Genomic DNA, 23592 nt, shown 5'->3' on the forward strand with positions numbered 1-23592 from the left:
AATAAGTTGTATGGCTATATCCGTAATTTACATCAGCTAACTTTTGATTTATAGTTTAGGGAAAATTAAATGAAAAGGGGTTCTTTATGAAATGTAGAAATTGTGGTGAGATAATTAATTGTGAGATTACTGATGTGGATTCAAAGATTACATTTGCTTGGTTCAATATGTTGCTTGAGAGTATTGATAGTCTTCCTTTTGAAACAAAAAGAGAAGTGGTAAAGGGGTGTAGCATTTCCCACTTTAACGCAATAAATATGGAGGATATTTTAAAGACGTACATAGGTGATGTATATAGCTTTATTAAATTTTTAGAGACAGAGTGGAATTGGTCAGTACAAATAAACGAGGGAGAGCGGGTCATATATGCTGATGAAAATAAATCACAATGTATTTGTCCTATAGTTAAACTTGGTGAGATTAAAACTTCATTAATGTGTAATTGTTCGGAGGGTTTTGCTGAGAAAATGTTTACGAAGGTCCTTCAGAGAAATGCGAATGCTAAGGTGATTAGTTCTATTTTGAATGGTGATAAAAGCTGTGCCTATGAAATTAGGTGGGGGCAGTAAAGCTTATAGGATACCTTTCGTAATAGTGGCTATAGCTGTATTTTAAATAACTAAACCATCACGTTTATCATAGAACGTATTGGAAAAAGCGTAAATTGCAAGTGTCATCTATTTAAGACTAATCATAAGTATGCAAATAAAGGCGACAACACCAGTTTTAGTGAGTCTCCTTTATTTAGAATGTTAAATTAACACTGAAGCTGGCTTTTAACCTGTTGAACCTCGGTGTCATTAGCAGGCATTGCTGGTTGGTAAAAACCTTTTGTTTCTGCTAGCTTAAAAAGGTTATATTGAGAACATTCACAAGTATCTCTGATCTGCTGAAGGGCTTCTCTAAGTTCAGGGTTTTCACATTCTGATATGGAGTTTGCATAAAATGTAAGGTTGTTTTTGATCATTGCGAGGGTATCATTAACCATTGTTTTATCTTGTAACATACTATCTCTCCTAACTTAAAAATGACATTAATTTTTGTTTATCATTTTGCGCATCCTGTACGGATTTTTCAAAACAGGCTTTTACTTGTGGGTCTTTGGCATCTTGAGCATAAGTTTGAAGCTTTTCACAAGCTGTGTCAAAGGCACCTACAAGGTGACGGATATTTTGTAATTCTAATTGATTTAAATGCGACATTGTGAGGACTCCTTTCTATAAAATTCTCGATTAGTATTTTTATAAACCTATAAAAATATACATAGGTTATAAAAGCAGAAGTATAGCTATAAATAAATGGTTTTATTAGTTTAAGATGTGGGATACATTTTGTTAAAGTTGGAATAATAAACATCATATAATCGAAAGGAGATTTTATAATGTTTAACCCATTTGAACAAAAGCCAACGCCAGTTAGTGAGGGAATTATGGACTGGAAAACTGTTTATCCAAAACCGTATTCTAAACATGATGTAGATCCTTATACAAAAATACGTGTTATTCTTATGAATGGCATTGAAGTTGAGTCCGCTATTTTCTCCCACCAATTTCATCGTAACTGTAATGACAACGACCTAAGACGGGAACTTGCAATGACTAGGCGTATAGAGCAACTGCAGCAAAAGCATATTAACTGGCTCAAACCTATTGATGAAACTCAAATTGAAACAACAATAGGTTATGAACATGTAGCAGTAGATTTAACCGCATGGCTGGCACAAAATGAGCCAGACCCTTATGTGAAGCAAACACTAGATTTCGCACTTCTAGAAGACTTTGATCATTTATATCGCTATTCTAATTTACTCAATCTAGACAAAAACATTCCTTCTCAGAAACTCGTAAAAAGCTATGTTGAGATCACGCCGGGACGTCCAACTATTGCCGAACATCGTCATCCACAGGACACAGTCAGAAGATTTGTTGATTTTAAAAAAGCGGATATTCGTACCAAGCTAAATACTTTGATTATTACGGCAGGGGAACAGCAGACAATGAACTTCTATATGAATATCGGTAATACGTATAATAATGACTTGGGGCGTCAACTTTATCAGGAGATTGCAATGATTGAAGAAGAACATGTAAGCCAATATGGGTCACTCATTGATCCTAATTCAACTTGGCTTGAAAATCTTTTGCTTCATGAGTATACAGAATGCTATCTTTACTATTCTTTCTACCAAGATGAACTAGATCCTCATATAAAGTCTATTTGGGAAATGCATCTTAATCAGGAGATAGCCCATTTGCATAAAGCCGCTGAACTTTTGGGTAAATATGAAAATAAACAGTGGGAAGAAGTTGTAACAGGAGCCTTTCCAAAATTGCTTCAGTTCCATGATACGCGCGATTATGTACGTAAAGTATTAGGTGAACAGATTGAACTCACGGCAGATAAAGAAGAGTTAAAAGATGTCCATGCATTACCAGCGAATCACACATTTTTCTCATATCAGAATAAAATTAACCATGATATAGATTCTGTTGCGAGCCATATAGTAATTGAGCAACATCAAAAAATGAAAGGCGAAGATTACCGTACAGAGGTAAAACCAAATCCAGTAGAGGGACTTACAAACCGTACTTGTGATAATATTTCAATTGCGAGAACAAGACAGAAGGTAATAACCCGAGAATTATCTCAAGTTTAAATAGGGGACGTTACGCTATACCAAAAAATTTGATTCAAGAGTCAGTAGATGATATAAGATCATGCTACTGGCTTTTTTAGTTCGAAAAATATAATAATAATTACTTTACCTGTCGGGGTAGATATGTTATAATTACTACGACAGGTAAAGTACGACAGACGTAGTAACTATTAAGGAGGAAGTCTCGTGATCAGTAGTGATGTAATACGTGGTTATAATGACACCATTATTTTAAGCCTCCTTTTAGAAGGTGATTCGTATGGATATGAAATTTCAAAAAATATACGATTAATAACGGATGAGCAATATGTTATCAAAGAAACAACACTTTATTCTGCATTTAGTCGTCTTGAAAAAAATGGGTATATTGAATCCTATTATGGTGAAGAGACCCAAGGAAAAAGGCGGACCTATTTTCGAATAACCTATAGTGGAGTGGCCTACTACAAGGAAAAATGTGAAGAATGGGATTTAACCAAAAAAGTAATTAACAAATTTGTAAAGGAGCTGAAAAAGTATGGAGACTATTAAAATCTACTTAGAAAATATGTTTCGCCATTTACCACAGACAGAAGAGCTAATAAGGTTAAAAAATGAACTTTTTTTAAATATGGAAGAAAAATATCACGAACTTAAAAGTGAAGGAAAATTAGAAAATGAAGCAGTAGGTATTGTCATCTCTGAGTTTGGCAATATTGATGAATTACTAGAAGAAATGAATATTAAACCAGCTGTTAAAAATGAAGTTTATACAACTGTAGGTCTTGAACAAGCAAGAGAATTTATTACGTTAAAACAGAAAACATCTTATCTGATAGGTATGGGAGTAGGGTTAATTTTATTGGGAGTATCTCTACTTATTCTTATGGTACAACTAGCAGAAGCCAAGTTTATCTTCCAAAATTTATCTGAAAATGCACAAAGCACATTGCCGGTAATACTTTTATTTTTATGCATTGCCCCAGCGGTAGGGTTGTTCATTTATTCTGGGATTAAGCTTGAAAAATTTAAGTATATTGATGAAGGTGCTTTTGAAATGACTTCTTCAACCAAAGCTATTTTAAGTGAAGAATTAAAGCAGACTTTCTTAAAACGTAACTTAGGCATCATTTTTGGAGTTAGCTTTTGTATCCTTTCGCCTATAGCTATTTTGGTTGCTTCACTCTTTGACGCGGCGACCTATGGGGTATGTGTTCTGCTTATTATGATAGCCGTTGCTGTATTTATCTTTATTAGCAGTAGCAGTGTTTCAGAAGCTTACAAAAAACTTTTAATGATAGAGGATTTTGACCCAAAGCGCCAAAAAGAGAACAAAGTTATTGGTGCTGTTGCGGGGATTGTATGGCCGCTGGCGGTATGTATCTTTTTATTCTGCGGTTTTGTATTTAATCTTTGGCATATCTGCTGGATTGTATTTCCGATAACTGGTATATTGTTTGGAGGATTTTGTGCTTTTTATAGTACCATAAAATCAAACTAATATTTTAAAAATAAAAATAATAAAAGTGGTTTTAGATAGCCAGTCCCAAGTTCAAAAATGGGATTGGCTGTTTTTTGTTCTTTTTAAAATAAACTAAGAATAGTTACAGTCGTTTTATAGTTTATTTACATAATGATTACAGCAAGCATACTTTAATGAATAATTAATATAATATAAAAATTTAAATTTTATTTTAAGTTAATATTTATAATATTTAGTCTAAAATTAGGGGGGATGGTATGAATAGGATTAAAAGTTGTATCAAAGCATTTCTAGTTTATGCAGTAGGATTAACGGTATTGCTGTCACTGTCACTAATAGCTTTTTCGGGAGATATTTATGGGAGTGATCATGTAAAGAAAAAAGTTGCAATCAAAACATATAATGGGAAATATCTGAGTGCTGAAAATGGGGGAGCTGGTTTATTAACAGTAAATAGAGAGAAGACCGGAGAGAAGGAAATCTTTCAGTTAATGGATATAGGTAAAGGATATATTGCACTTATAGCTTATAACGGCGATTATCTAAGGGTTATAAACGGTGGCAAGAATGTTGCTGTAAGTAGTGGGAAAATAGATCAATGGAATACTTTTCAACTCGTAAAATTAGGTAATAATAAGATAGCGTTAAAAACACATAATAAGAAGTATATAGGTGCAGAAGATGGAGGAAGTAGTAAAGTCGTTGCAGACAGAAAAAAAATAGGAGATTGGGAGACCTTTGAGTTAATTGAGATAGGGGAGGATGAGATTATATCTGATCAATGTATTTTAACTGCAGTATCTAGCGATAAAAGTGTTTCATTCACATGGAGTAAACCAAATAGTACAAAGGATATTATAGGATATAATCTCTATAGAGGGACAACGTCTGGCAGGTACTCAAGTACACCTGTTACCGACTTTCCTATTAAAGGAACGGCCTATACAGATGAAAATATAGAAAGCGGCACCACCTATTACTATGTAGTAAAAGCAGTTTATAAAGACAAGACGCTAGGAAGTGTTTCTAATGAAGTTGCAGTAGTATTAAAATCAAGAATAAATTTAAGTGCACAAGCAGAAGAAGAAGGTATTTATTTATTCTGGAGTATGCCAAATAGTACAAAGGATATCATAGGATATAACCTTTATAGAGGCACATCCTCAGGCAGGCAGTCAAGTACGCCTATTACTGATTTTCCTGTTAAAGGCACTTCCTATATTGATAAAAATGTTGAATATAGTGCCACGTATTATTATATTTTAAAAGTTGTTTATCGGGATCAAACTTTAGGAGCCACTTCTAATGAAGTTGTAGTAAAAACTGGTACAAATAACCTGTCTATTGTACTGGAAGTAGGGAGCAGGTATATGTTGGTTGGCGGACAGCGAAAAGAAATTGACCCAGGTAAGGGAACTGCAATGATTATGAAAAATGGCAGAACCTTCCTTCCGATAAAGGCAGTTGTTGAATCTATGGGAGGAGAAGTGATATGGGATGCATTGGATAAAAAAGTGAGTATCTATTTAAAAACTCATAAAATATATCTCTGGATTGGAAACAAAACGGCAAAAGTTAATGGAGTAAATAAGGAGACTGATGTGGCACCCTATATTTCGGAAGGTGGCAGAACAATGTTACCCCTAAGGTTCATCGTTGAGAATCTTAACTGCGACGCGGAATGGGATGGTATCATAGAGCGCGTAACAATTAAGGTTAAATAAAATCTTTGCATGTAGGAATTGCTAAAAATTAATAGGATTGAACCTTAAATCATTTCATGATAAACTAAATCAAGATAGAAGATTGCTAAGGATAAAATTTCAATAAGCAAACTATATATAAAATTATTAGATAAAATAGGAGATTATAAAATGAATAATCAAAATACTTGTTTTTACTGTGAAAAAGATCAAAGGCTTAAAGATTTAATGATTGAAGTAGGCCAGCTTGATGCTTCTACAATTTACTTATTTAAAGAACAAAGCTATAAAGGGAGATGTGTTGTAGCTTATAATAAACACGTTAATGAGTTATTTGAATTAGATGATCAAGAACTAGAATTATTTATGAAGGATGTTAAAAAAGCTGCTGCTGCTGTTCAAAAGGCATTTTCTCCTAATAAAATAAATTATGGGGCCTATTCAGATAAACTGCCTCATCTGCATTTTCATATCGTTCCTAAGTATGAAGAAGCACTTAGCTGGGGAAGTACATTTGAGATGAATCCCGGCAAAGTATACTTAAGTGATGAAGCTTATACAGAAATAATTAATGCTATAAAGGAAAATTTATAGTATATCCTAAGAGCAGTTAATGGTAACCCATACTATAATTATTTGGCAAAAAGCCCAAGGGACAAAACTCTTGGGCTTTTTGTGTGTGCTATTTTTCTAAAAGAATCTTTCCTATAACTGGGCAGCCTAAATGATAGTTTTCACCTTTACTTGAAACAGCTACGATATTATTTTCATCACCATAGCTGGTAATCGTTACTGTAGAGTCATCTTCCAAGGTAATCACCATAATATTGCCAGCTAACATCTCAATATAAGCTGTATCTTGGATATAACTATCATTATATGCTGCTGCTATTATGCTTATTTCTTCTGCGCTAAAAGCCCTATCAACTTTATTTCCCTCAATATCAGTTAATTCGATAGATTTGATATGCTCAATATATTTTTTAGCAGCTATTAATTCTGCAGCTTCTGCACTGATTTTGGCATTTGAGCCAGGAGCGGGTTCCCCTATTGCTACACCTTGACTTCCCTCATCAGCTATAGCATCAGACGCTTTTATAATATTTGTTTGAGTATCAGAGCCTACTAAGTTAGGTTTTGAAGAGCAACCAACAAATGCCATTAAGGAAAGTGTTGCTGCCATAGTTAAAATGCTAAGTTTCATATTAATCACTCCTATAAGTTAGTATATCATTTTTAAGTACATAACTATGACGGCTACAATGCATCAGAAGTTCCAGATTTTAAAAAAGAAATGTGTAAAGTTGAAAAGCATATCTATGTCTGATTTTTAAGGGTTATAATGTAAGATAATATAGATTTGAGAGAATTTTGGGAGAATTTTATGATAAGATTACACGTACTATTTATATCAATTTAATAGTAAATCTATTTATAAGAAAGGAAAAAAGGATAATTTATGAAAAAGAGAAAAATTAAAGATAGTCTAGTTGCAAAAGGCATTATTTCTAATATGCTCATTGTTATGTTAGTAGCCATTACAATAGTAGGCATTAGCTATTTTAAAAGCTCAGATGTACTAACACAAGAGATTGAAAAGCAATTAGATATTAAGTTGCACACTGTAACAAATAATCTTTTGAAAGAGCAAGCGATCATTCAAAATCAGCTGACTTTATTAGGTGATTTAGAGACAATTAAAGAGTTTGCTGAGCAAAGAGAGAATGAGCAAGAGGTTAGGCACATCCTAGAATTATTTAAAAAAAGAAATGAAGAGTTTATAGAAAATATTTTTATTGCAGACAGGCAGGGGAATGTTATTTTAGATGATAAGGGTGCGGTAGATCATCTCAATATTGCTGAGCGCACCTATTTTCAGGAAGGGCTAGATCAAAAGGTAGGATTCAGTGAAATATTAACTTCAAAAATGACAGGTAATTTAATTCAAGTTATAAGTTTACCTTTAATAAATTCTCAAAATAAAACCATAGGCGTTATTTGTGCGAGTATACCTATGAACTATATTTATGATATTTTGAGAGAAGTTAAGATAGGTGAGATGGGATATGCTTATTTAATAGACCAAGAAGGTACATTTTTATACCATCCAAAGGATGAACTTATCGGAACAGCCTTAAAAGATTTAGGTATTCCAGAACTTAGCGGTATAATTTCGTCGATGACAGAGGGACAAACGGGTGAAGTGATTTATACCTTTGATAGTATGAAGAAGCTCAACCTTTATACAGCAATTGGCAGTTGGTCCTTATCTATTAATGCTGCACATCAGGAGTTTTTAGCACCGGTTAATAACATGCGTGATGTCATTCTTATAGTAAGCAGTGTGTTTCTAGTACTGGGTATTATAGGTTCAGCACTTAATTCTTATGTGATGGTAAGGAAGATACAAAGAATGAAAAGTGCTATGCATACTGCTGCAAACGGTGATTTAACAATTGCTGTTAAAGAGAGTGGGCTGCGACCTTGCTGGGAGATTAAAAAATGTAATCAAAGAGATTGTATAGCCTATAAAAATGATAATCTAAAATGCTGGGAGATTTCAGGGACATTATGTGATGGGGAGATTCAAGAAGACCTGATAACTAAGCTTGAAAAATGCAAACAATGTGATACCTATAAATTAAGTGAAGGTGACGATATCAATCAAATTGGACGCAGTTTAAATACAATGATTGTGAGCATTCGTTCTTTAGTAGCAAGCATACAGCAAACAGCAATGACGCTTACGCATTCAAGTGAAGAACTATCAGGAGCATCAGAAGAAAGCAGCAGTGCGGCAAGCGAAATTGCTAAACGTATGAATGAGGTAAGTGCTAGTACTGAAGAACAGTCTCAATTTGTGGAATCAGTTGATACTATTGCAAAAGAAATGAACACACATTTAGATCAATCAGTTGAATCTATTTTAAGGATGTCTAAACGTGCAGATGAAGTTAATGAGACAGCTGTAAATGGACAAGATATTATTAGGCAAGCTATTAATGAAATGATTATCATTAAACAACACTCTGAAAAAACTGTAGAGGTTATGCAAACTTTAAATCAACAATCTAAAGAAATAAGTGCTATTAATGATTTGATTACTCAAATTGCTGAGCAAACTAATCTATTAGCTTTAAATGCTGCAATCGAAGCAGCTAGAGCTGGAGAACAAGGCAGGGGGTTTGCAGTAGTTGCTGAAGAAGTTCGAAAGTTAGCTTTTCAAGCTCAGAATTCTGCCCAAAGTATTAGTGATTTGATTGGATTGGTTCAAAAAGAAATTTATACAGCTAATAATCTGATTATTGATGAAAATAAGAAAGTAGAACATGGGATTGGTGCTGTACAAAAATCAGCCTCTGCTCTAAATGATATTAATGAACATGTTCAGGAAGTCGTTCAAGATATTAAAAGTGTGGTGGATTCAATCAATATCACAAAAGATGCTAGTCAAAGAGTAACCTATTCGGTAGCTAATATTGTAATGAGTATGCAAGAGTCTGTGTCTAGTTCAGAAGAGATAACAGCAACAACCCAGGAACAAACAAGTATTGCAGAAGGTATCGCACAATCGGCTGGAGACCTATCTAAAATGTCTGAGGAATTATTGCAGATTATTAGTAAGTTTATTATAAAAAAGTAAACAACTAAAAAATGTATTTAGTGGAAAAATAAACAAATTTGGCATATAATATAGATAAAAATGAGATTTGGTGTCAAAAAATGAAAAAAATTAAGTTAAAAAGTTTAGTATTATGTTTTTTATTGATAGTATTACTAAAACCTCAGTCAGGCAGAGTTATCTATGGTAAGACCATATACTACAAGGAACTTTTGGCTGCTAAGGAAACATTTGGTTTGAAAAAGCAGTGGGAAATTTATTATATGGATCCGTCGCTAAGTGATAGAAAAGTAAATCCTAAAAAGGTAGGGTACAGACCAAAAGATAATATGTCATTCGATTATGTACTTTATGGTTTAGATGTGGCGGGGGTTGTGAGTGTATTGATGCTGGCTTGTTATTATCTGGGGATATATTTTACACGGTTAAAAGAGAAGCACTTTTTGATCAGCAGTTTTTTGTTAGGAAGCATAGGACTTAATATATTATTTAGTGGAGAAAAGATCATCTTCAAAATATATACACATCTATCTCCTATACTGGCTTATAAAATTCAAGGGGTGCTAAGTGTGATAAATGGACTGTTACTTATATTATTTATAAAAGTTCAGAAAAGTCCAGTACTTGCACTTAAAATATACCGGTATATAATTATATCTCTTATTATGGGATGCTTAATTATATTTATTATCCCATATCAACATTATACTGCCTATTTAATCGGTTTATTAGGTTATACTCTCATTTTAATTTTTTACATCTTAATTCGGCTTATTTTTACAAATTTTAATAGCAATAGTGCAAAATTAATTCAATGGAAAAAAACTATATTAATTATAGTCGTAGCATCTTACTTGATAGTATTGATGGGAAAGATAGGCTATCTGTTATGTAGAATAAAGATGGACTACTTTGTATTAATAGCTACCAGCTTATATGTTTTAAGTATTGCTGTACTTGAGGAACGGCGATTACATCAGGTTTATAGTGATATGAAAAAAATATCTTCTCATTTAATCAAGGTTGATCGTTTAAGAGATGAATTTTTGGTGAAGACCTCTCATGAATTAAGATCACCTTTAAAAGGAATTAATTCGATTGTATATTTTATTTTAGAAAAGCAGAATAATCTTACATTAACACAAAAAGAACATTTGCAATTAGTGCGAACTATTGCAGAACGACTTCACTATTTAGTAACTGACATTCAGGATTTAACACATTTAAAAAATGGCAAACTTCAAGTAAACATAACCTCTGTAGATATTAAATCCAATATAGAATTAATTAGAATGGTTTATGAGTTTGAGATTCAAAAAAAGGGCATAAAGTTTCATGTAGATTTAAAACCTTACTGGGTTTATGGAGATGAAAATAGAATAAGACAAGTTTTATATAATCTAATTGAAAATGCACTAAATCATACTTATCAGGGTATCATTCAAATAAGTGGATTCAGGCACGAAGAGTATATAACTATTCATGTTGAAGATACTGGTATTGGTATGTCACTGGAGACTAAAAACATGGTTCAAAAAATGCTTCAAAATATGGAGTATGACTCTCAAGAAGCAGAATACATACAAGGATTAGGACTAAAAATAAGTGCGAATTTACTTAAAGTAATGAAAGGAAAACTAGAACTGAAATATTCTGAGAAAGATAAAGGAACTAAATTTTCATTTACATTACCTTATGCCGGTTCTGGCATGCAGGAAGAGTACTCAGTAAAGAAGGACGTAAACGTGGAAGATGAAGTAAAAAACACTAACTCAGAGTTTGATATAACGGAATTAAAGACTAAGGCAAGTATTATTATCATGGTAGAAAATAATCATAATAGGTATATTTTAGAAAATGCACTCTATGCTCAAGGCTACCGTATATTACAGGCTTATATAGAAAGCGATGTTACGCGATTAATTGAATCTCCTGGAAAAACAGATATGATTATCTTAGACATTATGCCTCCTACAGCTAATGGTCTTCAAATATGCAAAAAGATTCGGGAAAGCTATAGTTCAGTTGAATTACCTATTTTAATGACTATCCCAGAGTCTTCATCTCGTATGGTTAATCTTATTTTTGAAGCTGGAGCTAATGATTTTGTTAGAAAGCCATATGAAATAGATGTGGTGATCACAAGAGTTAAAAATCTTATTTCTATCAAACATGCTTTTCAAGAAGCTGTACGTAATGAACTAGCCTTTTTACAAGCCCAAATCAAACCCCATTTCTTATATAACGCTATGAGTACTATTGTTTCATTATGCTACAGTGATAGTATTAAGGCCGCAAATCTCTTATTAGATTTAAGTAAGTATCTAAGACTAAGCTTTGATATAGATTGGTCAGATATGTTTATTCCACTTTGCAGAGAACTAGAGCTGATTGATGCCTATATCAGAGTTGAAAAAGCACGGTTTGGAAGTCGTATTTATTTTCACTATGAGGGGGAAGATGCGTTGAAAATGTATAAAATTCCAGCCCTCATGATTCAGCCGCTCGTTGAAAATGCTATTAGACATGGCATATGCAAAAAAGAAGAAGGAGGAAAAGTTATATTGACGATAAAGAAATCTTTACAGTATATGTATATAAAAGTTGAGGATGATGGCGTTGGCATTTCTAAGGAAAAATTGGAACAGATTTCTAATAATGAACTTATCAATCAGGGTATTGGGCTTTTAAATATCAGAAAACGACTAGCTCTTTATAAAAATGCACAGATGGAGTTTAGCAGTAAAGAAAATGTAGGAACAACCGTATTCATTCGATTGCCTCTTAATCCAGGGGAGTAGACGGGAGGGAGTTGAAACCAAGTGTTAAAAGTGATGATTATTGATGATGAGCCTGCAAATTTAAATTATTTAAAGTTATTGATTATGAAAAATGCTGAACTAAACTGTATCGGAGCTTTTACGAAGCCTCAGGAAGCCTTAGAAAGTATAAAGCATCTTAATCCAGATGCTGTCTTTTTAGATATCGAGATGCCTATTCTTTTAGGAACTGATTTAGCTCAGAAAATTAAAGCCTATAACCCTAATATCCAGATTGTTTTTATTACAGCTTTTTCACAATATGCTGTTGAGGCATTTAAAGTACATGCAATTCATTACTTGCTTAAGCCTATTTCCATGGAGGAGTTGGATGAAGTTGTTTTTAGACTATTAGAAAAAAAACAAGTTCATAATAGGAAACACTTTCAATGGGAAATTATGATTATGGGAACGTTCAAAGTTTATAATCATAAAACAAAAACAAGTATATGCTGGCCTACTAAAAAATCTGAGGAACTATTTGCTTATTTTGTATATCAAAGAAATCAAGCTGTTGAAAAATCAAAACTTTGGGATTTGCTTTGGCCTGAATTAGACGAAAAAAAGGCACAGCATAATTTACATAATACAATCTATCGTATTAAAGAAATATTTAAACGCGAAGGATTTGAACCTCATATTCAGTATAAAAATAATTCGTATCAATTTTCTATAAATGACTTTAAATGTGATGCTTACGAATTTGAAGACTTTATAAATAGAAAACTGATTATGAGAGATGAGAATCTTTTAGAATTTAACAAAGCCTTTGAACTGTATAAAGGAATATTGTTTGATAGCAGAGATTATCAGTGGGCTTATGGCTGGCAGTTATCATTATGGAATGAGTATCGGTCGCTAGGGCTAAGTTTAGCTATGGGTTATTTAGAAAGAGGGTACTATGAGGCAGCAGAAGCAAAAATCCTTCGTCTTTTATCTCTACAGCCATGGGATGAAGATGCCTATGATCTACTTATAAGTGTTTATTTTAGGGCAGGTGAACGTATTAAACTCATAAATACTTATAAAAATCTTGTTGAAGTATTAAAAGAAGAATTAAATCTAGAGCCAAGGCCATCTACTAAACATTTATTTGAGGGATTTATAAAACAACTTAGTAGTATTTAAGATTTAAAGAGGTGAGTGGAATGAAAAAAATAATTAACAAAATCTGGAATTTATTTAAGTCGTTACGGATAACACTTATTTTGCCTGTAGTTTTACAGTTGATCGTCGTACTTGTGTTAATTGGCTTTTTACAAATAGCAGGAGCCAATAAAGCAACCTCTAAAATTTTACTTCAATTACAGCAACAAGTTACAACAATGATTCATGACACCTTATATTATCGTTTGTCAGAAGCACATCAACTCAATCAAATTCATGCGCATTCATGGTATACAGATGTATTAAATAAGGCAGATATAGAAAGCGATCAGAAGTACTTTGTAAACCATTTAAAAGCTTTTCCACATGCAGCGATGACATTTATTGGTTTTTCAGATGGTTCGTTTTATGGCGCTAGAAGGCTAGAAAACGATAAATATCAAATTGTTAGAAACAATGAAGAAACAAAAGGAGCTTCCTGGTACTACAATATTACAGAAACAGCAGAGCCTTTAGATATAGATCAAAAATTTCCCGATTTTGATCCTCGTAAGAGACCATGGTATATTAAGGCACATGAAGCGGGACAACCTGTTTTTAGTAAGATTTATAGCCACTTTATTTTTCAAGAACCAACTATTACAGCAAGCTATCCCATTTATCATCAAGATCAGCTAGTAGGTGTTTTTGGTGTAGACTATTTGTTATCATGGTTAAATGATACACTTAGATCACTTCCTATAGGAAAGTCAGGACAGGTTTTTATTACTGATGAAGAGGGTTACCTCATTGCTTCTTCTACAGAGGAAAAAACAAAAAAATCAGTTGGTCAAAAATTTGAATTAGTAAAAGCTATAGAGAGCGATAATGCATTAACTTCTTTTGCTATAGAACAAGTTATACACCAGGGAAATCACCAATTATCAAAAATTAAATTTAATAATGAGAGTTATTTTATAAATGTGTATTCTTTTGATAAATTCAATTTAAATTGGCAAGTCTATATTTTGTTATCTGCTAAAGATTATATGTCAGAGATGAATGATGCTTTAAGAAGATCCATCTTACTTGCAGGTACTTCTTCTATAATACTATGGGTATTGGCTATGAAAATTGCTAGATGGATTATTAAACCTATTATTAGACTTAATCATGCTGCAAAAAATATTGTAAGAGGAAAATTAATTATATTAGAGGAGGAAGACCGTCAAGATGAATTGGGAGAATTAACGCATTCATTTAATGAAATGACACAGCAACTAACCCAAATGGTTATACATCTTGAAGATCAAGTGCAAGAAAGAACAAAAGAACTGGAAGAAGAAAAAAATGATTTATATCAAATAGCTTTTTTTGATAGAGTAACAGGCATGGCTAATCGTAAGTATTTTGACAATGCTTTTCAAATCGCTTGGAAAAGTGCTGTTATAAAACAATTACCGATAGCTCTTATTATAATTGATGTAGATTTTTTTAAAAAATATAATGATACATACGGTCATCAGGTGGGGGAAGATTGTTTAGAAGCAATAGGAATGCTTTTAAAACGTCTTACTAATAAAGAAGATAGTCTGGCTGCTAGTATTGGCGGAGGAGAATTTAGAGTTATTTTAGAAAGACCACTGATTAAAGAAATTGATGTACTTGCTGAAAATATACTTAGGAGTATAGAGGATATGAATAGAGTTCACAGTACATCACCTTATGGAAGAGTTACTGTGAGTATAGGAACAGCAGTAATCATTCCACAGTCCGAAGAAAAATCTGAAGATTTTATTTTGCTAGCAGATCAAGCACTTTATATAGCCAAAAACAAAGGGAGAAACAGAATGGAAAGAATTATTATATAAGAGACAAACCATTTCTTATCCTCAAAAAAGGGGAGGCCTAGGTGAATTTATGGACAGTTGGTGTATAAATTAACTAAGATTAAAACCTAGATATTTGGGTACACTATGAAAATAGAGGAAGTACATTATAATTAGAAAAATGGGTCATATTAATTGAAATTTCGTAATATTTTAATTAATATAACTATTAAAATTTATTCGATTAAGTTTGATAAATTTTAATGGGTATAACCAGCATAATTAAGGCAGGGAGGTATGCATGGGGTAATAGGTCTGTGGTTAGTAAGGTAAATATAGAGAATGTATTTAAGAGAGTAGGAAGGGGTTAAAGAAGATGAGAGATGAGATGTATAATAAAATTCAAAAAACACTTCAACAAATAGAAGAGCAAAGAGACATTACAATACTTTATGCAGCAGAATCTGGAACTAGAGGCTGGGGATTTCCTTCGAAAGATTCTGATTACCACTGTAGGTTTATTTATATACATCCTCAAGAATTTTATTTAGCAGTTAATGAGGAAAAAGATTATATAGAACTTTCAGTAGATTCTATTTATGATATACAAGGATGGGATTTGAAAAAGGTGCTTAAGTCCATTCAAAAATCTGATCCAACGGTATCAGAATGGCTTCAGTCACCAGTAATATATATGGAAAAAGAAGGATTTAGAGAAACGCTTTTGAATCTTAATGCAAAGTATTTTGATGAAAAACCAGCACTTAATCATTATAGAAGTATAGCAGCTACTAAGTTAGAAGATATTAAAAACCATAAAGAGCAACGATTAAAAAGATATTTTTATGTTCTAAGATCACTTTTGGCAACGGATTATATTATGGCAAACCACAGCATGCCTCCAATGACATTCCAAGCTTTATATGAATGTGCAGCTATACATCAAGATTTATGTGATGAAATTGAAAAACTTATAGAAACCAAAGCAGGTAATAATGATTGGCTTAAGATTCCGACACATGATGCATTAATAAAATGCTTTGAAGGTTTATTAAAGAAATGTGATAATTATTTGCAAAAAGCTGATAAATCACAAAGACAAGATGATAAAGCACTTAATCAATTTTTTAGAGATTGGATAGGCAATTAGTAAAAGAGAGATCGCATAGGCGATCTCTCTTTTGAGATTATGAAATAAAAATGAGTTAAAGTCCTAGTGTTTTAAGTATGTTTCTCTCAAGGTTGCTTTAGGGTTACGTTCTGAGATTTGCTTAATAGCCCATTCATATTGGCAAAGCAAAACAGGATCATCATCTTCTGTTTGAGCCAGCATAGAGTCCATTGTAAGAAAGAAGGTAGAAGGGTCAAAATTTTCCATTTCAATCCATCTGATAAAGCGGTATGGCAGCATTTGTTTTTTAATTTCAACACCGTACTCATTATTAAGCCGATATTCAAGTACTTCAAACTGCAGTACCCCTACTGCACCTACAATAAGTTCTTCAGTTCCGGTAAAATGACGCTTATAAACTTGTATAGAACCTTCTTCTGCAAGTTGGGTAATACCTTTTAAGAACTGCTTACGTTTAAGTGCACTTATAGTAGAAATCTTCATAAAGTGTTCAGGGGCAAACTGTGGAATGCCAGCATATCTAAGATTTATGTCGCTGCTACATAAAGAATCACCAATATTAAAAATACCTGGGTCATGAATACCAATAATATCACCTGGGTATGCAGTTTCTACTGTAGCTCGGTCTTGGGCTAAGAATTGCTGAGGTTGTGCAAGTTTTACTTTTTTACCCTTTTGAACGTGATTAACCATCATGCCCTTTTCAAATTTACCAGAACAGATTCTAAGAAAAGCAATACGATCACGGTGAGCTGGATTCATATTAGCTTGAATTTTAAAGATAAAACCAGAAAAATAATCATCGAGGGGATCAACGGGTCCTAAATTGCTTTCACGAGGTTGAGGAGGTCTGCTGATTTCTAAAAATGTTTCCAGGAAGGGCTCCACCCCGAAATTCGTCAGTGCACTTCCAAAAAATACAGGCGTAAGATTACCACTCAGAATTTGATCTAAATCATATTCGTCACCAGCTATATCAAGGAGTTCAATATCTTCAAGAAGCTTTTGATGAAGATCATCTCCGAGCAGCGTCTTGAACTTTTCATCAGTAATGTCTCCTTTGATAGATTGAGCAATAGCCTGGCCATGTTTACCATCATTAAAAAGTTCTACTTGCTTTTTTTGACGATTGTAAACACCTTTAAAGTTTTTACCCATACCAATAGGCCAGTCCATGGCATAAGACCGAATGCCCAGAGCATTTTCAAGATCTTCCATAAGTTCAAAAGGGTCTTTGCCTTCGGCATCCATCTTATTAATAAAAGTAAAGATAGGAATACCACGCATTTTACAGACTTTAAATAATTTTTTTGTTTGTTCCTCAACACCTTTTGAAGAGTCGATTACCATGATGGCACTATCAGTTGCGACTAAAGTTCTATAAGTATCTTCACTAAAGTCTTGATGCCCAGGGGTATCTAATATATTAATACAAAACCCGTTATAGTCAAATTGGAGTACACTTGAAGTTACAGAGATACCCCTTTGTTTTTCTATTTCCATCCAGTCAGAGACTGCATGTTTTTGAGATCTTCTTGATTTGACAGAACCTGCTGAGCGAATAGCACCTCCATATAAAAGAAACTTTTCAGTAAGAGTAGTCTTACCGGCATCGGGGTGTGAAATAAGAGCAAAGGTTCTTCTGCGTCGTATTTCATCGTTATAATTTTGATTTTCTATTGACATCTTAACCGTCCTTATCTTTATTCATCATGAGATGTATGATATAAAGTCTACAACTAATAAATGTTATGCTAATATCATTAAAATGTCAAGTCTAAAATACGAAGCTATCCATAAAAATATGTGAATAACACTAAATGTTAAACTAGAAATAGATTCTCTAGTAGTAGAATAAAAAATATTTAAAACAATTCAAAACGCATAAAATATGTTATAATTTATTATTATATGTAAATTTGTATAAAAAATTGTGTACTGTGCTAATAAGTGAGTAAATATTAAGCTTAGAGAACAAAACATAAGAGTTGCTTTGAAAACTATAAAAAGGTGGATGCTATGATACTTGTACAAAATGAATACTTTTCTATTATAGAAGAAAATCAGATATTATTCATACAAGTTGTAAGATCAGGATTCTCAATTCGAGACTTTCAAATTATTATGGAAAAATATCCTGCCATTGTTATAACAAAATTTTTAGTATTAAAACAGGCTTTAGAACATGTAGCTAATGAAAAAATAGAGTTTGGGAATCTTAAACCCCCAGTAGAACTATATATTTCACCAGATAATTTAGAAGCTAAAGTTAGTATTAACTTGGATAAAGAGACATATGCTGCTACAAAAGAAGCAATAAAAGAAGAAATATTAAAACAACTTAGAGAAAATAAAATTGTTCATGGCATTTTGTATGATGTAATCAATAAAGAACTAACTGCACAAAAGAATATTATAGTAGCCAAAGGGACCCTTCCAGGAGAGGGAACGGATGCACGCATTATTTATTTAGAACTATCTGATATGAAACCTAATCTTCATGATGATGGCAGAACAAACTATTATGATATGAATTTGGTTAGACATGTTCATAAAGGGGATTGGTTAGGTGAGAAGGTTTTTGCAAAACTTGGAGCAGATGGGATGAATATTAAAGGCGAAGTCCTCCCAGGAAAACCAGGGAAAGATAAAAATCTGCGCTTTGAGCAAAGTAGTGTAGAAACTATTGAGAAAGAAAACAAGACTGTACTTATAGCTAAATTTGATGGGGCTTTACAAATAAAGGAAGGTAAAATAGGAGTTATTAATCATTTGATGATCAGTAAAAATGTTGGAACTGAAACGGGGAATATCGAGTTTGATGGCTATGTAACAATTGAAGGAACCGTTGAAGACGGCTTTTCTGTTACAGCCAAGCATGATATTTCTATACTTGGAAGTATAGGGGTTGGAGCAGCTGAGAAGATTTATTCTAAGCTTGGAAATGTTTATATAAAAGGAGGCGTCTCGGGAAAAGGGAAGTGTATTGTTGAAGCGGGTGGAAGTGTCTTTTTGAAATATGCTAATGCGTGTGCAATCAAAGCTCAGGATACGATTGATATTGGATATTATGCATTAGACAGTGATCTAAGTGCAGATAGTATTTTGGTACAAGCTAAAAATGGTCGAACAATAGGGGGGACTATTAGAGCTAAAAATAAGGTATCCTTGCGGATGGTAGGCAATATTTATGAAAAAGAAACTTATATTAATGTAGCGGGTTTTGATAGAAAAGCTATTAAAAAACAGTTGGATGAATTACTGCTTACTTATAAAGAATTAGTCATAAAAGCAGAACGCAATGAAAGAGAGTTAAAGGTATATGAAATGACACTTGTACAATTTGGAAGAACAAAAAGTGATGAAGACTATATGAGCTACCAGAAAATACATCAAGAATTAGTTGATGAAATATATAAATTGGAAGAAGAAAGAAAAGCACTCTTAAAGATTTTATCATCTAAGGGAGAAGGCGAAGTGACTATATACGATAAGGCCTATCCAAGAACATTACTGCAAATTAAAAATCTTCAAAAGCGGCTTACTCAAGTGACTACAGGTACATTTTATGCACAGGATAATAGATTAATGTTTGATTAAAGGGGAGATTTGATTGGCAGACAATAAAATAACAAGCAATGGTTATCGCTATCAGGCATTATTACAAGCAATAGATTTTTTTACTCAAAGATTCAGTTTAGAGCAGATTAGCAACTATGCATTTGAGTTTACCAATGAGATTTTAACGTTAAACGCCTCAGCACTATTTGTGCGTGAAGGGCATAGCTATATTTTGAAAAAAAACAGGTTATATAATCTAGAGACTTATAAAATGCCTTGCACTAAAAAACTCAAAGAGCTGCCTGTACGCCATGGAGATATTATTGTAAATCATTTTGATTTGTTTTTTGATGAGCATATCGTTAAGGCACTAGATATAGAACTGGTCATTCCACTTATTATTGATGATTATTTATATGGATTTATACTTTCAAACGGCAAGATGATCGGCCATTTTGATGAAGATGATGGGATTATTGCAAGTGCCTTAATGAAACTCTTTGCTAACTCTTTAGGTAACAGCAAGCAGTTATCTGAGCTTGGTCAAAAGAATAAACTGCTTGATCAAAAAATATTTAATCTATTTGCTATTAATCAAAGTGCTAAATCTCTTTTATCACAGGTTGAACTAGAGGATCTTTATACTTTAGCTACAGATATATTTAGTGAGATGACTTGCAGCAGAGTTACTTCTTTTGGTATTTATGATGAAGTGTCAGAAACAATTAAGGTTTTGGGATATAGGAATGTATCAAACTACTCAAATGTATTTACAGAACTTCGCCTGGCTTCTGAAGAGTATGTGAGTAGCCAGATTGTACTAGATTTTAATAAAGATTTAAAAATTATTCAAGCACTTTTTGAGAATTGGGAAGAATTAACGCTTCTTGAGACACGTTATATTGTTTTGTTAATTAAAGATAAAATCTTAGGGGTTGTTACGCTGAGCGAGCCTGTTAATGACCGTGTTTATGACGAAGCAACATTTGAACTGGTTGAAACACTCGCTTCATTTACACACATAGCTATCTCAAATGCACTATTATTTAAAAAACTTTTGGTTCAGAATGATAGAGTTAAAAGAAAGTTTCACACCTTAAATACACTTAATAAAATTATTCAGAATATTAATAGCGGAGTTACTATTGATGAACTATTTAGTCTTACATTAAAAGTCTTAGCGCTTAATTTTGGTGTAAAAAAAGCTTTTTTTGCTTACTACAATGAAGATCACTATACAGTTGTAAATACTGTAGGCTTGCAAATCGAAAACATTGCGTTTGGACTTAATAAAAGGTGGGAAAAAGTAGTAGAGGGTGAAGTCCTTTTGGATTTTAAAGAAAATGCGCTGTATGATTTTTTTGAGGAGCATTTAGTTTGTCAAATAGGTGCATCAAACTGTATGATTATTGCACCTATTTGCACTGGAATAGGTTATGAGAGTGAGGAATCTTTGCCTAAGGGGTTTTTGGTAGTAGCCCAGACACATGATAGTCTAAAAGAAGAGGAAATACTTCTTATTGATACAATAACTAAAAATATTTCACCGGTTATCTATCAGATGGATCTTAATTGTCGTATGCAAAAAGAATATCAGATAGATCCTTTGCATCAGTTTATAAGTGCAGTAGAAATAAAATTAGTTGAAAGAAGTGATTATGAGTTAGATTTTTATCTCTTTTATAAAATCCTGGATCTGACTCCTTTTCAAAAATCAGATGATTTACTTATAGAAGGAGAAGAATGCTATATAGTTGATCAGTTTATTTTTCTTTTAAGTTATGAAGATGAAATATCAGATAAGAGTTTTTGTCTGGCGCCCTATTTTAACACGATAGAGGAAGTAAAGCAGTTTGATTATATAAGCTTTTATAAGCAGCAGAGGTATAGTAAAGTTGTAGCGATCCCTAGATAAAATCTAGGGATTAAATGTTTCATTATTATCACAAAGTTATTACAAATATTTACAAAAACTCCATTTTCCATTATAATACGAGTTACAGAGTAGTTGAAAAGTATCTATTTATGACGAAAAGGAGGCAGATTAGGTGAAAAAATTACTTGCTTTAGTTACAATAATTTTTATGGCAACAAGTATGTTATCAACACATGCTTCAGCCGCGCTACCTTCACAAGATATGAGAGCGGTGTGGATAGCAACAGTTTTTAACATAGACTATCCAAGTACAAAAAATAATGAGACTTCTCAGAAAGAAGAATATATTAAAAAGCTGGAGGAATTAAAGGCGATAGGAATAAATGCAGTAGTTCTTCAGGTAAGGCCTAAAGCAGATGCTTTATATCAGTCTAACATTAATCCATGGTCAGACGTTTTAACAGGCGTACAAGGCAGAAATCCTGGATATGATCCTATGGCGTTTATGATAGAAGAAGCGCATAAAAGGGGGATGACTTTTCATGCGTGGCTCAACCCGTATAGGGTAACTACAGCGGGAATAGACCTTAATGCACTAAGCAGCGATCATCCGGCAAGAAAAAATCCAAGTTGGGTTTTTAGCTATAATAATGCATTATACTATAATCCAGAGTCACAAGAAGTTAAAAATCATATTGTAGCAACAGTAGAGGAAATTATTAAAAATTACAATGTGGATGGTATTCACTTTGATGATTATTTTTATCCATCACATTATCCTTTACCAGCTGGAGAAGGGAAAGATGGGGCGGTCGCCAATAACAGAAGAGCGCATATTAATGATATGGTTAAACAAGTAAGCGCTGCTATCAAGCGTCTTAATACAAACATACAATTTGGAATAAGTCCAATTGGTATTTGGAAAAACAATACTTCGGATATAACAGGATCTAGTACAGGAGGCAATGAATCTTATTATGCGGTAGCTGCAGATACCAGGACATGGATTAAAAATGAATGGATTGATTATGTAGTGCCGCAGATTTATTGGGAGACTGGACATCGGTTAGCTGATTATGAAACGTTAGTAAAATGGTGGGCAAATGAAGTCAAAGACACTAAGGTAAAATTATACATAGGGCAAGGTATCTACCGTGATGTTGTAGCTGCTCAAATTGATACACAGTTAAAGATTAATCAAAAATATGAAGCGGTAAAAGGCAGTTTTTATTTTAGCATGAGGGAGTTATTGGCTAATCGTTTAGGGTGCAAAGATAAGATTAAAGCATTTAATGAGTCAGCACCGCTAGCGCCAACGCTTCCAGGACAAATGAATCCAGCAAGTCCAGCAGTCAAGACACCAAACATAGCAGCTAAAACAGGAACAGTAACAGCCAGTCCGTTAAACATGAGAAGTGGTGAGGGAACGCAGCATCCTGTTGTGGCTAAAATAGCAAAAGGCACTAAAGTCAGTATTTTGGACAGCAAGGCAGGTTGGTATCAGGTACAGCTTGCAAGTGGACAAAAAGGCTGGGTAAGTGCAAGTTTTATTCAGGTAGCAACTACTACAAATAAGGCAGCTGCCGTATCTAATACAGCGCCAGGTGCTGCTACAAAAACAGCAACGGTTACAGCAAGTTCATTAAACGTGAGAAGTGGTGCCTCCACAGGTCATTTGATTGTTGCGAAGGCAGCTAAAGGTACAAAAGTTTCTGTACTTGAAAGTAATGGGGCATGGGCTAAGGTACAATTAGCAAGTGGCAAAATAGGATGGGTTAGTCAGGCTTTTATTAAATAGTAATTAAAAGGATTTATTTCTAAAAAGTGAATAAAATAGTGAAGATTG

The 23592-nt window shown here is 33.2% G+C and carries 18 protein-coding genes; 14 read left to right on the top strand and 4 right to left on the bottom strand.

Going from position 1 to position 23592, the window contains the following annotated elements:
* Positions 1–86 precede the first annotated feature (86 nt).
* Positions 87–569, top strand: a complete 483-nt coding sequence (locus BN3326_RS00585; RefSeq protein ID WP_069997182.1) for a hypothetical protein — start codon at positions 87–89, stop codon at positions 567–569.
* 188 nt (positions 570–757) lie between these two features.
* Here the strand turns inward: BN3326_RS00585 and BN3326_RS00590 are convergent, their stop codons facing one another.
* Both BN3326_RS00590 and BN3326_RS00595 read right to left on the bottom strand, forming a co-directional pair.
* Positions 758–1006 carry a spore coat protein gene (locus tag BN3326_RS00590; protein ID WP_069997183.1) on the bottom strand — a complete coding sequence of 83 codons (249 nt, stop codon included), beginning with the start codon at positions 1004–1006 and terminating at the stop codon, positions 758–760.
* Between the two features lie 10 nt (positions 1007–1016).
* Entirely contained in the window at positions 1017–1202 is a 186-nt protein-coding gene (locus BN3326_RS00595; protein ID WP_069997184.1) for a hypothetical protein, read from the bottom strand.
* Positions 1203–1381: 179 nt separating this feature from the next.
* Here BN3326_RS00595 and BN3326_RS00600 point away from each other — a divergent pair, with 179 nt between their 5' ends.
* The 5 genes from BN3326_RS00600 (at position 1382) to BN3326_RS00620 (ending at position 6415) form a co-directional block, all read left to right on the top strand.
* Positions 1382–2656 (top strand): hypothetical protein, encoded by a 1275-nt coding sequence (locus tag BN3326_RS00600; protein ID WP_069997185.1) that lies wholly within the window; start codon positions 1382–1384, stop codon positions 2654–2656.
* A gap of 186 nt (positions 2657–2842) precedes the next feature.
* A complete protein-coding gene (locus BN3326_RS00605) occupies positions 2843–3187 on the top strand; it encodes a PadR family transcriptional regulator (protein WP_069997186.1) in 345 nt (114 codons plus the stop codon).
* On the top strand, positions 3174–4136 hold the full coding sequence (locus BN3326_RS00610) for a permease prefix domain 1-containing protein (protein WP_069997187.1): 963 nt from the start codon (positions 3174–3176) through the stop codon (positions 4134–4136). Before BN3326_RS00605 ends, BN3326_RS00610 begins: the two co-directional genes overlap by 14 nt.
* Positions 4137–4375: 239 nt before the next feature.
* On the top strand, positions 4376–5842 hold the full coding sequence (locus BN3326_RS22160; RefSeq protein WP_207646292.1) for a stalk domain-containing protein: 1467 nt from the start codon (positions 4376–4378) through the stop codon (positions 5840–5842).
* Between the two features lie 150 nt (positions 5843–5992).
* Positions 5993–6415: an HIT family protein gene (locus tag BN3326_RS00620; protein ID WP_069997188.1), complete on the top strand. Its 423-nt coding sequence runs from the start codon at positions 5993–5995 to the stop codon at positions 6413–6415.
* An 88-nt stretch (positions 6416–6503) separates the two neighbouring features.
* Here BN3326_RS00620 and BN3326_RS00625 read toward each other — a convergent pair whose 3' ends face one another.
* Positions 6504–7025 carry a hypothetical protein gene (locus BN3326_RS00625; protein ID WP_069997189.1) on the bottom strand — a complete coding sequence of 174 codons (522 nt, stop codon included), beginning with the start codon at positions 7023–7025 and terminating at the stop codon, positions 6504–6506.
* Between the two features lie 255 nt (positions 7026–7280).
* Between BN3326_RS00625 and BN3326_RS00630 the strand changes: the two genes are divergently transcribed.
* From BN3326_RS00630 to BN3326_RS00650, 5 genes are all read left to right on the top strand, one after another.
* Positions 7281–9464 (top strand): methyl-accepting chemotaxis protein, encoded by a 2184-nt coding sequence (locus BN3326_RS00630; RefSeq protein WP_069997190.1) that lies wholly within the window; start codon positions 7281–7283, stop codon positions 9462–9464.
* Between the two features lie 80 nt (positions 9465–9544).
* The gene (locus BN3326_RS00635; RefSeq protein ID WP_069997191.1) at positions 9545–12244 is read left to right on the top strand and encodes a hybrid sensor histidine kinase/response regulator; all 2700 of its coding nucleotides are present in this window, start codon (positions 9545–9547) and stop codon (positions 12242–12244) included.
* A gap of 21 nt (positions 12245–12265) precedes the next feature.
* Positions 12266–13390 (top strand): response regulator, encoded by a 1125-nt coding sequence (locus BN3326_RS00640; protein ID WP_069997192.1) that lies wholly within the window; start codon positions 12266–12268, stop codon positions 13388–13390.
* 20 nt (positions 13391–13410) lie between these two features.
* On the top strand, positions 13411–15219 hold the full coding sequence (locus tag BN3326_RS00645; protein ID WP_069997193.1) for a sensor domain-containing diguanylate cyclase: 1809 nt from the start codon (positions 13411–13413) through the stop codon (positions 15217–15219).
* Positions 15220–15553: 334 nt separating this feature from the next.
* A complete protein-coding gene (locus BN3326_RS00650; RefSeq protein ID WP_069997194.1) occupies positions 15554–16327 on the top strand; it encodes a nucleotidyltransferase domain-containing protein in 774 nt (257 codons plus the stop codon).
* A gap of 63 nt (positions 16328–16390) precedes the next feature.
* Here BN3326_RS00650 and BN3326_RS00655 read toward each other — a convergent pair whose 3' ends face one another.
* The gene (locus BN3326_RS00655; RefSeq protein ID WP_069997195.1) at positions 16391–17995 is read right to left on the bottom strand and encodes a peptide chain release factor 3; all 1605 of its coding nucleotides are present in this window, start codon (positions 17993–17995) and stop codon (positions 16391–16393) included.
* 333 nt (positions 17996–18328) lie between these two features.
* On the opposite strand from BN3326_RS00655, the gene BN3326_RS00660 reads away from it, so the two are divergent.
* The 3 genes from BN3326_RS00660 to BN3326_RS00670 all read left to right on the top strand — a co-directional run bounded on the left by BN3326_RS00660 (position 18329) and on the right by BN3326_RS00670 (position 23544).
* Positions 18329–19909 carry a DUF342 domain-containing protein gene (locus tag BN3326_RS00660; RefSeq protein ID WP_069997196.1) on the top strand — a complete coding sequence of 527 codons (1581 nt, stop codon included), beginning with the start codon at positions 18329–18331 and terminating at the stop codon, positions 19907–19909.
* Positions 19910–19922: 13 nt separating this feature from the next.
* Positions 19923–21785 carry a GAF domain-containing protein gene (locus tag BN3326_RS00665; protein WP_069997197.1) on the top strand — a complete coding sequence of 621 codons (1863 nt, stop codon included), beginning with the start codon at positions 19923–19925 and terminating at the stop codon, positions 21783–21785.
* A gap of 133 nt (positions 21786–21918) precedes the next feature.
* Positions 21919–23544 (top strand): family 10 glycosylhydrolase, encoded by a 1626-nt coding sequence (locus BN3326_RS00670; RefSeq protein WP_069997198.1) that lies wholly within the window; start codon positions 21919–21921, stop codon positions 23542–23544.
* The last annotated feature ends 48 nt before the right edge of the window (positions 23545–23592 follow it).

Source organism: Cellulosilyticum sp. I15G10I2, from assembly GCF_900095725.1.
GTDB lineage: Bacteria > Bacillota > Clostridia > Lachnospirales > Cellulosilyticaceae > FMMP01.

Coding starts and splice junctions, on each gene's coding strand:
- BN3326_RS00585 (WP_069997182.1), top strand. CDS start 87: ATGAAATGTAGAAATTGTGGTGAGATAATTAATTGTGAGATTACTGAT.
- BN3326_RS00590 (WP_069997183.1), bottom strand. CDS start 1,006: ATGTTACAAGATAAAACAATGGTTAATGATACCCTCGCAATGATCAAA.
- BN3326_RS00595 (WP_069997184.1), bottom strand. CDS start 1,202: ATGTCGCATTTAAATCAATTAGAATTACAAAATATCCGTCACCTTGTA.
- BN3326_RS00600 (WP_069997185.1), top strand. CDS start 1,382: ATGTTTAACCCATTTGAACAAAAGCCAACGCCAGTTAGTGAGGGAATT.
- BN3326_RS00610 (WP_069997187.1), top strand. CDS start 3,174: ATGGAGACTATTAAAATCTACTTAGAAAATATGTTTCGCCATTTACCA.
- BN3326_RS22160 (WP_207646292.1), top strand. CDS start 4,376: ATGAATAGGATTAAAAGTTGTATCAAAGCATTTCTAGTTTATGCAGTA.
- BN3326_RS00620 (WP_069997188.1), top strand. CDS start 5,993: ATGAATAATCAAAATACTTGTTTTTACTGTGAAAAAGATCAAAGGCTT.
- BN3326_RS00625 (WP_069997189.1), bottom strand. CDS start 7,025: ATGAAACTTAGCATTTTAACTATGGCAGCAACACTTTCCTTAATGGCA.
- BN3326_RS00630 (WP_069997190.1), top strand. CDS start 7,281: ATGAAAAAGAGAAAAATTAAAGATAGTCTAGTTGCAAAAGGCATTATT.
- BN3326_RS00635 (WP_069997191.1), top strand. CDS start 9,545: ATGAAAAAAATTAAGTTAAAAAGTTTAGTATTATGTTTTTTATTGATA.
- BN3326_RS00645 (WP_069997193.1), top strand. CDS start 13,411: ATGAAAAAAATAATTAACAAAATCTGGAATTTATTTAAGTCGTTACGG.
- BN3326_RS00650 (WP_069997194.1), top strand. CDS start 15,554: ATGAGAGATGAGATGTATAATAAAATTCAAAAAACACTTCAACAAATA.
- BN3326_RS00655 (WP_069997195.1), bottom strand. CDS start 17,995: ATGTCAATAGAAAATCAAAATTATAACGATGAAATACGACGCAGAAGA.
- BN3326_RS00660 (WP_069997196.1), top strand. CDS start 18,329: ATGATACTTGTACAAAATGAATACTTTTCTATTATAGAAGAAAATCAG.